We start from the raw sequence: 12469 nt of genomic DNA on the forward strand, positions 1-12469 counted from the left end.
AAAATAGGCTATTTTTATGGGCATAAAATCATAAAATGAGCTACAGGAAAATTGATAACAATATACTCCGGCAGATCGTACTGATATTGCTGATCGGGCTTCTTGGCTTTATGATCTTTTTTAATCTCCGGTATTTTACCCCGGGCGCCCTGGGGGCGATCACGCTTTACATACTTTTCCGCAAGACCTTTTTCAGACTGACTGAACAGCAGAAGTGGAGAAAATCACTGGCCAGTTTTTTTTTAATGTTCACTACGCTGGTGATTATCGCTTTGCCCTTATGGCTGATCATTGAGGTAATGATTCCACGGATCAGTAGCCTCCTGGCAAACCGGCAGGTGATCATTGAGAAATTCAATGCCGTAAAAACATTTATTGCCAGCAAGCCGGTATTGAACCGGATCAATCTTTCTGATGAGTCGCTTTTACGTGCATTGGGAAAAGTGACCGCTTATTTTCCGGGCATTCTTAACTCCGTTGCCGAAATTTTTGTAAATATTTTTACAGCATTATTCATCCTCTATTTTATGCAGGTGAACGCCCGGGGCATGGAAAAGCGGATCCGCCTTTTTATCCCGTTCAGCGATGATAATACACAAACGCTGTGGGAAGAAACAAAAATGATGGTGCGCTCCAATGCGCTGGGGATCCCGATCCTGGCTTTGTGCCAGGGGCTTGTGGCCATACTGGGCTACTGGATCTTTGGCGTGGATAATTTTGTAATGTGGGGGTTGATAACCGGGGCCGCATCCATGGTTCCGGCTGTAGGCACGATGCTCGTATGGGTGCCCATTTGTGTGGTGGTATTTGCTACGGGGAGCGTTGGTAATGGTATTGGTCTTACCTTATATTGCCTTCTTGTAGTGGGAGGTATCGATAATGTACTGAGGTTTACGATCCTGAAAAAAATAGGTGATATCCACCCGTTGATCACGGTATTTGGTGTATTGCTGGGCCTGAAACTGTTTGGCATTATGGGCCTGATCTTTGGTCCGCTGTTTATGTCGTATTTTTTATTGCTGATACAGGTATACCGTATTGAGTTTGGCAGAAAAAGTGATCTTGTTGTGCCGGACACCGGGGCGACTGATGAGGTCAGAAAAAAATGAGTGCTCTTGTATGAAATTATTATTACTGGCTGCGGGCTTCCTGTTGATCGGCGTTCCTGCTGAGGCACAATATCTTTATGGAAGGGTAGAGCAAAAGTATGCCCCCGGGGCGGTCAAAAAGGATATAGCTCAGTTATATGCAGATCTGAAGAAATACCATCTCAACCTTACCCGTTTTGTCACAGCCGGGGAGTTGAAACGAGCTTTTGACAGCCTTCAGAATAGTGTTACCGATTCATTAACCGCCGGGCAGGTACATTACCGCTTACTTCCTTTACTGAGCAGGATCGGCGACGGGCATCTGGCACTTAACTATTTTGATCCGGATAAAATTACAGAAGCGGACAAGGGTAAATACACTGCAGACTACGATTCTCCGTTTAACCAGCTGCGGCTGAAATTTATCGGGAGGAGGATTTTTGTAAAGGATCACTTTGCGGAAAGAGAAAGAATCCCTGCAGGTGCTGAAATAATCGCTATCAATGGCATCGGATCAGGGGATGTCATCGACCGGGCGCTTCGGTATACTTTTTCAGACGGATACAATACCACTTTCAAATATTTTTTTCTGAATTATGAACCCCTGGATGGACTGTGGACCAATGTTTTCCGTGTTTGCAAAACACTTCATATGGTGTATAGGAGCGGCAGCACAACGGACAGTGTTACCATACAGGGTAAGCAGAAGACCCCGGCACGCCAGGCTCCGGATCGTACTATTGCGGGCAAACAGCCTTTTCTTGATTTTAAGAGGATTGATACCGGTACAGCATATCTCAAGATAAATACATTTAAACCGGCATGGGATTCAACCGACAGGCAAACGTTTGCAAAACTCTCTAAAGAGTTGGGGCAGGCCCGCCACCTGATCCTGGATCTGAGAGGCAACACCGGCGGAGAAATGGGATTAATGCTAATGATGCTGAGAGGAATGATCACCCGGCCAATACAACCTATAAAATTTCCGGCGGAGCTTACAAAAGGGGTGTTGCTACCCCCGGCCGATACAGCGAAGAAGAGCCAGCTCCGGTATGTAAAAGAATATAATCTTCAGGGGTGGGGAAACCTGGTCCCGTTTAACGGGGCGTATAAGAATCCGCTTTACGTGCTTGTAAATGGCGGCACATTCTCTGCCGCTGCTATTATGGCTTATGCATTGGCCATTGATAAGCGGGCTGTACTTATCGGGGAAGAGACGGGCGGCGGCAGAAATACCATTACTGCCGGTATTATGTATAATAACAGGATGAAGCATACAGACATTTCCTATGCTTTTGGGCTGGTGCCTTTTAATGCTACCTATCCCTCTGCAGAAACCGGCCATGGCGTACAGCCCGATATAAAGATCAGCTACACGATGGACGATTATCTGGGCAACCGCGACCTGGAAATGGAACGGGCGTTGAAGCTGATTGAAGCAGATAAGCGTGGTGGGAAGTAATTTGAAAATGAGGATTCAACAGTTAGGTGCGGCGCGCCGCAAATCATTGTAACAGGAGCCTGCTCTTGGCCGCAACGCGGCGGGGATATATTGGGAAAGCTTATGTTACCGGTGCGCTGCACCTCCATTCCATCTTATGTTCGTTGCTAATAAGCGCAACGCTGCGCTGCAGCTTTTGCCTTTGACCACTAAATGCCTAAAATCAACCTGACGCGCATGCGAATGTTCGGGATTCGGGAGAACACCAAACACGCACAGGGCAGGGCTCTAATGTTAAACCTCAAACAAAAGAGTGATCTGTGAGAAGTAAAATACGGATCAAACGTTAAACATTGAACCTCAAACCTGGAACAAAAACTATCCTAACCCATGCAATAATTTTTTAACCAGCCGTGCATTGGTAACGACAGCCATTAACACCAAGGCAGCAGCCAGCAGTACAACCATCCAGTTTACCAGGGAAGACAGTTCCGGCCGGTCAAACATTACAAAATGATGAAAGGCCCACTGCATGATCTGTGTACAGAGTAAAGCGGCCAGTACGATAAAAATATACACGGGAACAAACTGTTTGGATACATTTTTACCCAGCCATTGCGGCGAATAACCCAGGGTCAGCAACAGTTCCAGGTTCTGCCGGCTGCGGGCAATAACCAGTTGCAGGTAAAAGGAAAACAGCATCAATGCCAGGATCACAACCAGCAATCCAAAAATACCCAGCCCGCTAAAAATGCCCTGTAGTACGATCTTATTGCGCCCCAGCAGGGTCTTATCGCGGTTAATGACATAGTGCTGGGCATCGAGGTAACGGACCAGCTGCGGATCGTTAACGTCCTTTAATTTGAGAAATAGCCTGCTGGCATCCTGTCGTTCTTTATTACCGAAGGCTTTGTTGGCCCATTGCAGGAAATTTTTAGGGACCAGCACCGAGTTCACACGATCGCTGAAGGCAACGATTCTCCCGGAAAATGTGACGGTATTGTTGCTGCCGTAACAGGAGATCTGTACGGGGATGCCCATGGCTGTTTCTTTAGACAGCTGTGGCAGGCCCTGGCCGGGTGCGAAGATGTTGTAGATCTCGAAAAAATCGGAGGATAAGATAATGGGAATGTGCTGATCGCCCTCTTTCCAGGTAAAATTGGGTGGCAGGGTATCAATGAAATCGTTGTCCAGCGCCTCCAGGAACATATCGGTACTAAAGGGCAGTACGTTCCCCGCACTCAATTGTACTCTGAAATCATTGGCCAGCAACGGCGATACCCCGGCGATGAAGGGCTGTTTTTTCACCGCGTCGATCTCGTCGGCATGAAACAGGTTCTTCTCCGGCTGACCCATGGTTTCATTGGTGATGTTTTTGGTGATGGACACAAAATCAAAGCCGTCTTTGCGGATGCTGCCTTCTTTCAGCAGTTGCTGAATGTTGATGAACATCTGTACCGAGCAGAGCAGTAACAGTACGCCGATACCCAGGCCAATATAAGAGAACCAGCGTGATGAAGCATTGGTGCCGGTGTGCAATAAAGGTTTTATGGGCTTAAAGGATAATGCCACAATAAAGATTTACAGATGATATAAATGGGTTGCAGGAAAATGGTCCGCTTTTTCAAGCTCGGCAAAAATGACCAGGGCCTTCCTGCGGGCAGCTTCCTCAAGGATCAGGGCCGTAGCCTTTTTTGCATTGGCATTGTCCAGGTGACTGAAAGGCTCGTCCATCAGTAAAACGTCAAAGGGTTGTAACAACGCCCGGATGATGACGGCCCGTTGCTGTTCGCCGTAGGAGCAGTTTTGGGCCAGTGCATTCAGCCGGTGGTCAACACCCAGCTGCCGGGCCATTTCGATGATCCGTTCCTGCGGATGATAAGGACTGAGCTGCCGCTTGATCTCGAGGTTTTCCAGGATGGTTTGCGCTTCAAAGAGCCGCATATCCTGCAGGATAATACTTACCTGGTCCTTCCGGAGGGCGGCGATTGCTTCCCTGCTGAACTGTTTCAGTGGTTTGCCATCGTATGAGATACTGCCTGTATAGCTCTCCCTCATTTTGTAAAGAAAATGAACCAGGGATGTCTTTCCGGTGCCGGACGGAGCCACAATATTGACAAGGTCTCCATTGGAAAAGGAGCGCTCCTTTCCCCAGATCTCTGAGGTGGATTTGCGCTCCTCTTCAAAATATGTCGGTAATAAATTCTTGATCTCAAGCTTCATGGATGCCGTTGATTAATTTACAGATGCCGGCGGCGCTGCCAATACTGCTGTATCTACAATCGGTGCTGTCTCTCCTACATCGATTACTTCTTTTTTCGGGATGGCCTGGTACATTTTATCGATATACTGGTTCAGCTGCTTCAGGGCATTGGTTTGGGTGTCTGCCAGGTTGATCTCTACTTTACTGATGGCTTCGCCTCCTTTGATATCGGAATGCATGGTGATCGTTCTCCAGAAATTGGCAGAAACTTCCAGGTTCTTTTTATAGGCCGTATCCTTTTTGCTGTTGGCCATTGTGGTGGTGAAGATTTTCTGTAAGTTCACGAACCCTCCCATGCTATGGCCGGCAAATGACCGGGCATAAGCTGGTTTTTTACCACCGGCCAGAAAGGCATCCACTTCTGCATCGGAGCCCCCGATGGCAAACCATTTATCCGTAAGCTTGCTTTTGATACGCTCCAGGGCACTGTCCTTTACCGGCATTTCTTTGTCGATCGTTTTTTTGAAGGCGTCGATCAGTTTCTGAAAGCTGGATTTATCACCTACGGAAGATCCGAACACAAAATCAAAGCGGGTATCATCCTTTTCGTAGGGAATGGTTTCCCCGTTATCTAATGTAATGGAGGTCGGTTTCCCGGTTATCGTAACATCTGTCAGTGCAAATGACTGCGTACCCCCGTTGGCTTTGGTAAAATCGTCAATAGTAATGCCCAGTTGTGCCAGCCCGGCGTTGGCAATACCGTCGAACCCTAAAAGTTTGATCAGGTCTTTTATATAGGACGGGGCATAACTCATACTGAATGCTGCCAGTACATCCTGCTCAGGGAGATGACTGATGGTTTCATCTGTAATGCTGCTGCCGCTGTTTTTCTTTAGCAGGTCGGTCATTTCCTTACCGTAGTAGCTTTTAAAATCGGCAGTGATTTTGCCGTTGTCAAAATTGGCCTTACCGGCCGTAATGGCGCCATCCAGCAACGCATTGAACTTCATCATCGCCATAATGCCGCCGGCTAAACCGCTGTAAAGGTTTCCGCTGTTTACCCATGCGTGCATATCGGCTTTATCGCTGATCAGGTCTGCAAAGCGCTTGTCACTATCCAGCAGCTTGCTGCCTTTTAACTGGAACGTGTTTTTGGCAAGAAGCTTCAGACTGTCCAGTGGGTATTTTTCAGCGCTTCCGCCAAAACTGCTGCGGTTGCCGGGGAACCCTTTGCTCATACCGGAGGCGTCAATGATGGCCACGAACAATTTATCATTAAAGTAAACAACGGCGTTGTCATTATCCGGCGATCTTACAAAGCTGTATTCCCCGTCTTTTTCGATCTTTATCTTCCCTTTGCCCCCGTCTTCGATTACTTTCGAAAATTTGGCAGCGTCTTTCAAACTTCCTTCAAATGCCAGGTATCCGTTGCTGCCGGTACGTTTTAGAAACATCACCAGGTTGCCTTTGGGATCAAGACCGGAGGTTTCCGGATCGTTGAGCAGCTGTTTCCCCAGGGAATCCGTTGTTTGATTGAGGGCCTCGGTAAACCAGGTGGTTTGTTTGATCTCTGCCCAGGTCAGTTTGGAGGAGAGGGACGCCAGGTCCACATGAAGCACCATTGCCGCATCGTCTGGCACAAGCAGCCCTGTTTTGCCTCCTTTGTTACAGGCAGTGATCAAAAATGCAAGGCCGATGCTTAAAATCAGCAGGCCTTTGTTTTTCACGTTTGTCATGTTATATTGGTTTTTTGTTTGCATTTTGTAAGCCCGGCAGCAACGGCCGGCGTCTTATTTACTTTCCGCTCTTAACATCCCAGATCAGCTTTTCTCTATTCACTATTGACGATTCACTTCAGGCTTTTCCCTAAAACTATAATTCCTCAAATCGTCAAAGGTCACCTGTTCCTGTTCACCGGAACGCAGATTTTTTATAAGGATCATTCCTGCTTCCAGTTCTTTGCTGCCCAGTATGGCTACATAGGGGATGCCTTTTTTTTCCGCGTACTTAAACTGTTTATCAAACTTTACGGCTTCATGAAACAGCTCACAGGCGATACGCTCCGCCCGGAGTTGCTGCATCAGCTCAAACGCCTTTGCAGCCTCCGCTGTGCCTAAATTAAAGAACAATAACCGGGTACCGCTGTACACATCGGCGGGAAACAGGTTTAACTCGGTAAGCACATCATAAATACGGTCAACACCAAAGGAAATGCCCACGCCGGGTACATCAGGTACACCAAAGAGACCGGTAAGATCGTCATAACGGCCGCCCCCGCCAATGCTGCCGATCTGTACCCCCGGAGCCTTTACTTCAAAAATGGTTCCGGTATAGTAATTGAGTCCCCGGGCCAGGGTAGCGTCTATCGAGATTTGAGATTTGAGCCCCGAAACTTCGGGGGAGATTTGAGATTTTTCTACAATATACTCCAGTTCCTGAATCCCTTCCTGCCCGGTGCTGTTGCCGGCAAAGATCGTTTTCAGCCGGGCCAGCTTCTCTTCGTTGGTGCCGCTGATCTCAAGGAACTGTTGAATGAGGCTTACCTGGTCGTTTAAAAGACCCCGGTCCGCCAGTTCTTCTTTTACTTTATCGATCCCGATCTTGTCCAGCTTATCGATGGCTATAGCAATATCGATCATTTTTTCGGCTCCGCCGCATTCCGCTGCCAATGCGGTGAGGATCTTCCGGTTATTGATCCGTATCTCCACGGGAAGGCCCAGTTTCCGGAAAACAGTGGCATAAATAGCGGTCAGTTCCAGTTCATTGATCAGGGAGCGGCTACCCACCACGTCGGCATCACATTGGTAAAACTCCCGGTATCTTCCCTTTTGAGGCCGGTCTGCCCGCCATACAGGCTGTAGCTGGTAGCGTTTGAAGGGGAGGGTAAGCTGGTTGTAGTTCATTGCCACGTAACGGGCAAACGGAATGGTCAGGTCATAGCGCAGGGCCCGCTCGGTAATATCCTTGCTGGACCTCCCTTCCATTACTTTTTCAAAGCCGGCCTTTATTTTATCGGCCTTTGCCGTATTGTCCAACCCGTTATTCAGGATCTTGAAGATCAGTTTATCTCCTTCCTCCCCATATTTACCCATCAGGGTATCCAGGTTTTCCATGGCCGGTGTTTCCAGGGGCTGAAAGCCATACAGCTCAAAAACTTCTTTAATGGTATTAAAAATATAATTGCGTTTGCGCACGGTTGCCGCATCAAAATCCCGGGTTCCTTGTGGTAACGATGGTTTCAAAATGATTAAGGTTTATCGTTTGACGTTTCTGGTTTAATGTCTGGCGTCAGGCGCCGGATCCTTATGTTTTATTAGTTCTCTTTTCTGTACCGTTCAATGATGGCATCACTGGCCCTGTCCAGCATATCATAAACTTCATGATAACCGGGCTCCGTACCGTACCAGGGGTCAGGAACGTCCTCGTTGCTGCCGGGATAGGATTCATTCATAATGAGTGCTACTTTTGAGGGGTCGAACCGGTTGCGGGCAATGTGCCGGATTTCGCTGATAACATCCCCTGCCATTGCATAAATTTTGTCGAACCGGTCAAAGTCTGCTGCCACGAAATCTCTTGCGCGCTGCCCGGAAATGTCGATCCCATGCTGGGCGGCCACTTTTTGCGACAGGCGATGTGGTGCTTCCCCGGTATGATAACCATTGGTGCCTGCGCTGTCGACCTGCCAGTTGAGCCCCAGCGCCGCTGCTTTTTTCTGTAAAATCCCCTCAGCCAACGGGCTTCTGCAAATATTGCCCAGGCATACCATTAAAATCTTCATCCGGCAAAGATAGCCATCGTTTTTGTTTTTTATAAGGGCTGCAAATAACAAAACCCCCGGGTTGGAGGGGTTTTGACCGGGATATCTTTATGCCCCGGAGATGGGTTGGTTATAACTGATTTAAAATTTTCCGGAAAATTTTCCGCTGGTCAGGTTAATATTGGTATTGGTAGTCTCATTAATGCAGTATGCATCAAAGTTTCCCTCAATTTCTTTATCGGTCAGTTTGGTAATATTGAAATTACCGGTTTTTGAGGTGTAGGCTTCCTGGCCGGCCCCGGCATTGGAGATGCCAATGGTAAGCACTGCCTGCGTACTGGCACTGCTGCCATTCTCAAACTTTCCGCTAATGGCGCCGGTTTGGCCCTGTGGTACATGGAGTACCAACATGGCAGTGCCGATCTGCGTGCCATTCATCTGTATGGCGGTAATGCTGATCTGTGTTTTGTTGACCGTGTTTACTTTGGATACAACACCGCCTGTTGCCGAATTGGATTTGAAATCATTTTTCCCGCCAAATGGTTTGGTTGTGGAGAACTGGATGGAGGCCTTGCCCAGGCTGCCGCCGGAATCATCGCCGGAACCGGACTTTTTACACCCCGTAAACATAAAAGCGGCCAGTAACAAAGTGGCAAAGAATAAGTTGCAGTTGGTTTTGGTTGCGGTCATAATAGCTGTTTTTTTATGAAGATTATTTTTTTAGCAATATAGATTTTGCAATAAATGCATCGGCATACTGGTCAAGCGACTGTTTCGCCGCTTCTTTATATTTTGCACGGGTGGTTTCTATTACCACGGGATTTAATGATTTGGCAAAGGCAAAAAGATTCCGCTTCAGCCGGGCAGGATCTTGTGATACGTTGTCGGAATAGGTGCTGTTGCCTTCAAGATTATTCGTAATAACCAGGGTTTCAACGCCCCCTTTGCCGTTCAAAAGCATGGATAATGCCGTGTTGGCATTGGTGTTTGCGCTTACGACCATCTGGGGAATCACCGCCCCCGAATATTTGAACGTTCTTGTTTTTTCAATAACAAACATATTCTGCTTCTCAGTGCTGTTAATTTTTACATCCAGTAAAATATCAGCAAAATCCAGGGTAAGGTAGAAATATCCTGCATCTGCCCCCAGCTCGTCGCAAAAGCGCATGGCTCTTTTTGCTTTGCCAAAAGCAAACCCTGTTTTGCCTCCCCACAGGGTATTCCCGTTATTCGCATTGGTGGAAATGATTACCTGCTCTTTGTCAAATTCCGGTTTTTTATCGTCCTGGCTTTTATAAAAATCGGTACCGGTAATCGTATCCCAGGCTACTGTATCGATCCCTGCGGCCTTTAGCTTTCTTTGGAAGGAATGATAAAAATAGTCGGTTACTTCCTGGAAATCGTCTGGCGTTAGCTCGCCATCAGTAGTTTCAAGGAAGGCTTTTAACCTGGCTCCGGCCATAGCGCCGGTGCTTTTTTCTTTGCCGATAACAGATTCGCTGGTATTTAGCTTATAGGTGATACTTAGTTGTGCAATAGCGAATTTTTGAAGATTGGGCAGGATCTTTGGCTTTGCAAAAGTGCCTGCTAACATCAGCTTGAGTTTTCCTGCGTTCTCCTTGTCCGCTTCATTAGGCTGGGCATATCCCGTTAAATGGGCAAGGCTGCAGTACACAAATAATACAAAAGGGAGTACTGCTGTAATGGTTATCGAATACCTTGTTTTGGACTTCCGGATTTTAAACGGGTGGCGGAAGTTGTTAAAGGGGTCTGTTAGTTGGTTCATTTTGCCGTTATTGTAGTAATTGAAAATGGTCCTGATGATGAGGCTGAGGCCCGTTTCAGGTACAAATCACGAAAGAAAACGGATTATAAACAATAGTGCAGATGTACTAGTGCCCTGTCAGGTATGAACTGGCTGCTAAGATTTGTCCGGAAGCGTTAAAATACAGAAAACGCAGCACACTGTGCGTTCTATGGCAAAAAAGGTATAATTGATACGATACCGGTTGTGTGTGCGGCATAATAAATATTTTGTAAACTTGCTATGGAAATTGGCACTGCTATGAGACAGTTTTTATTATCGGCCTTGCTGCTGTTTACATTCTTTGGGGCATTTGCCCAGGAGCAGGAGCTTCGCGCATTGAAACGTCAGCTGGAAACCACGGCCGACTACAAACAAAAGGCAGACGTGCTCTTTGAAATAGCAAAAAGCTATCAGAATATTCATCCCGACTCTTCGTATGTTTTCGCTTTACAACTGGAAATGCTGGCAGGGACGCAGAAGGATCAGCAGCGGCAATGCGAAGCGCAACTGTTAATAGCCCAATATCTTGCCGGTGCCGGCAGGGCGCAAGAGGGTCTTGCGATTTGTGAAAGCGTGATGAGGCAATGGCAAATGGAGGGAAAAATTGCTGACTGGGTAGTGGACTTTTGGCGACTGAAAGGAGGCTGCCTGATGCAGCTGAACAAGCAGCAGGCAGCGCTGACCACATTTTATGAATTGCTGAAAATAAGCGAAAAGACCGGTTCCATTTATGGCAGGGTAGCGGCCATTACCAATATCGGGTGGGTGTATATGGAGCTGTTCCAGTATGATAAAGCCATAGCAGAGTTTAATACGGCAAAATCGCTGGCGGAGCGCCATAAAAGAGAAGTGCCCCCGCATTATGTTCCTAAAATATATAATAACCTGGCGTCCTGCTACGGCGAAAAAGGTGAAATGGATTCAGCATATCTGTACACGAACAGGAGTATAAGTACGGCATTAAATATTAATGACTACTCAACGGCGGCCAATGGATTGAACATCCTGGGAACGGCGTTGATGGAGGAAAAGAAATACAGGCAGGCGCTGCAAAAATTGCTGCAGGCAAAACCACTGAGACAGAAAGTGGGTAACCTGTTTTTTATTGTATCCGATATGGCTACGCTGGCAACCCTCTACAATGCAATGGGCGAAACCGAGGAGGGCATTAAGACGAGCAGGGAAGCCCTGGCCATTGCAAGAGAAAATAAAATAGAGGGGAAGCTTCCTATGCTATACCTTTCGCTGGCGGATGGGTACGAAAAAACCGGCAACTACCGGGAGGCGGCAGGAACCTATAAATTGCTGGGTAGTCTTAAAGATACGCTGTTCGAAAAAGCCAATAGCGAAGCAATTGCCAATATGAGGGTGCAATATGAGACAGAGAAAAAAGAAAGTGAAAATAAGCTGCTGAAAAATGAGAATGCTTTGAAGGAGGCGCGGATCAGTAATAAAAACAGGACCATTTATATACTTGTTGCGTCGGCGTTGCTTGTTGCGGCGCTGATGTTTGGCTGGGTAATGCGGATACGATTGCGCAGGAGAGAGGGTGAGTTAAAGGCCATTGCAGATCTGCAGAAAGAAAAAGAACGTATTGCCCGCGACCTGCATGATAACGTGGGCGGACAGTTGTCGTATATTATTTACGCACTCGATGGCTTTAACGAGGAAAGCAGGGAAAAGCGTGCTGAAATCACCGGGAATATTCATCTGTCGGTACGCAACGTGATCAGTAGCCTGCGTGAAACCATTTGGGCCATCCGGGATACGAATATCAGCCTGCCGGATTTTTCGGATAAGCTGAAACTGTATGCACGCAATCTCTTTGTTCGTAATAATGTGAAAATTGCATTCAATGAAAATATCCGCTCCGAAAAAGAATTGAATGCGCTGCTGGGGTTGAACCTGTACCGCATCTGCCAGGAAATCCTTACCAACGCATTTAAGTATAGCAGGGCCACCGAGATAAAAGTAAATGTACAGTCGGATACCGATACGCTGCTGATCGAGATCGGGGATAACGGGATTGGGTTCGATGCCCGGCAACAGCGGGCAGAAAGTTATGGACTGCAAAATATTCAAAAGCGTGCACAGGAATTTGGAATTGCGCTTGTGCTGGAAACGGCCGGGGGGCGAGGAACCTGCTACAGGCTGATAGTATAGATGCACTATT

General features: G+C 47.3%; 10 protein-coding genes. 3 read left to right on the top strand and 7 right to left on the bottom strand.

Going from position 1 to position 12469, the window contains the following annotated elements:
• Positions 1-35 precede the first annotated feature (35 nt).
• Entirely contained in the window at positions 36-1109 is a 1074-nt protein-coding gene (locus BLS44_RS06655; RefSeq protein ID WP_090389285.1) for an AI-2E family transporter, read from the top strand.
• Between the two features lie 10 nt (positions 1110-1119).
• Complete coding sequence (locus BLS44_RS06660) at positions 1120-2550, top strand: S41 family peptidase (protein ID WP_176954337.1); 1431 nt, start codon at positions 1120-1122, stop codon at positions 2548-2550.
• A 357-nt stretch (positions 2551-2907) separates the two neighbouring features.
• On the opposite strand, the gene BLS44_RS06665 is transcribed toward BLS44_RS06660, so the two are convergent.
• From BLS44_RS06665 to BLS44_RS06695, 7 genes are all read right to left on the bottom strand, one after another.
• Positions 2908-4101 carry a hypothetical protein gene (locus tag BLS44_RS06665; protein WP_090389287.1) on the bottom strand — a complete coding sequence of 398 codons (1194 nt, stop codon included), beginning with the start codon at positions 4099-4101 and terminating at the stop codon, positions 2908-2910.
• Between the two features lie 9 nt (positions 4102-4110).
• Positions 4111-4752 carry an ATP-binding cassette domain-containing protein gene (locus BLS44_RS06670; RefSeq protein WP_090389288.1) on the bottom strand — a complete coding sequence of 214 codons (642 nt, stop codon included), beginning with the start codon at positions 4750-4752 and terminating at the stop codon, positions 4111-4113.
• 12 nt (positions 4753-4764) lie between these two features.
• Positions 4765-6468, bottom strand: coding sequence for a DUF4836 family protein (locus tag BLS44_RS06675; protein ID WP_245729123.1), 1704 nt, complete (start codon positions 6466-6468; stop codon positions 4765-4767).
• 102 nt (positions 6469-6570) lie between these two features.
• Positions 6571-7974 carry a histidine--tRNA ligase gene (gene hisS / locus BLS44_RS06680; RefSeq protein WP_245729124.1) on the bottom strand — a complete coding sequence of 468 codons (1404 nt, stop codon included), beginning with the start codon at positions 7972-7974 and terminating at the stop codon, positions 6571-6573.
• A gap of 71 nt (positions 7975-8045) precedes the next feature.
• Positions 8046-8510, bottom strand: coding sequence for a low molecular weight protein-tyrosine-phosphatase (locus BLS44_RS06685; RefSeq protein ID WP_090389291.1), 465 nt, complete (start codon positions 8508-8510; stop codon positions 8046-8048).
• Between the two features lie 120 nt (positions 8511-8630).
• Entirely contained in the window at positions 8631-9179 is a 549-nt protein-coding gene (locus tag BLS44_RS06690; RefSeq protein WP_090389292.1) for a hypothetical protein, read from the bottom strand.
• A 22-nt stretch (positions 9180-9201) separates the two neighbouring features.
• Positions 9202-10275 (bottom strand): hypothetical protein, encoded by a 1074-nt coding sequence (locus BLS44_RS06695; RefSeq protein WP_090389293.1) that lies wholly within the window; start codon positions 10273-10275, stop codon positions 9202-9204.
• Between the two features lie 279 nt (positions 10276-10554).
• Between BLS44_RS06695 and BLS44_RS06700 the strand changes: the two genes are divergently transcribed.
• A complete protein-coding gene (locus BLS44_RS06700; protein ID WP_176954338.1) occupies positions 10555-12459 on the top strand; it encodes a tetratricopeptide repeat-containing sensor histidine kinase in 1905 nt (634 codons plus the stop codon).
• The last annotated feature ends 10 nt before the right edge of the window (positions 12460-12469 follow it).

The organism is Niabella drilacis, from assembly GCF_900101395.1.
Classification (GTDB): Bacteria; Bacteroidota; Bacteroidia; order Chitinophagales; family Chitinophagaceae; genus Niabella; species Niabella drilacis.

Coding starts and splice junctions, on each gene's coding strand:
- BLS44_RS06655 (WP_090389285.1), top strand. CDS start 36: ATGAGCTACAGGAAAATTGATAACAATATACTCCGGCAGATCGTACTG.
- BLS44_RS06660 (WP_176954337.1), top strand. CDS start 1,120: ATGAAATTATTATTACTGGCTGCGGGCTTCCTGTTGATCGGCGTTCCT.
- BLS44_RS06670 (WP_090389288.1), bottom strand. CDS start 4,752: ATGAAGCTTGAGATCAAGAATTTATTACCGACATATTTTGAAGAGGAG.
- BLS44_RS06675 (WP_245729123.1), bottom strand. CDS start 6,468: ATGACAAACGTGAAAAACAAAGGCCTGCTGATTTTAAGCATCGGCCTT.
- BLS44_RS06685 (WP_090389291.1), bottom strand. CDS start 8,510: ATGAAGATTTTAATGGTATGCCTGGGCAATATTTGCAGAAGCCCGTTG.
- BLS44_RS06690 (WP_090389292.1), bottom strand. CDS start 9,179: ATGACCGCAACCAAAACCAACTGCAACTTATTCTTTGCCACTTTGTTA.
- BLS44_RS06695 (WP_090389293.1), bottom strand. CDS start 10,275: ATGAACCAACTAACAGACCCCTTTAACAACTTCCGCCACCCGTTTAAA.
- BLS44_RS06700 (WP_176954338.1), top strand. CDS start 10,555: ATGAGACAGTTTTTATTATCGGCCTTGCTGCTGTTTACATTCTTTGGG.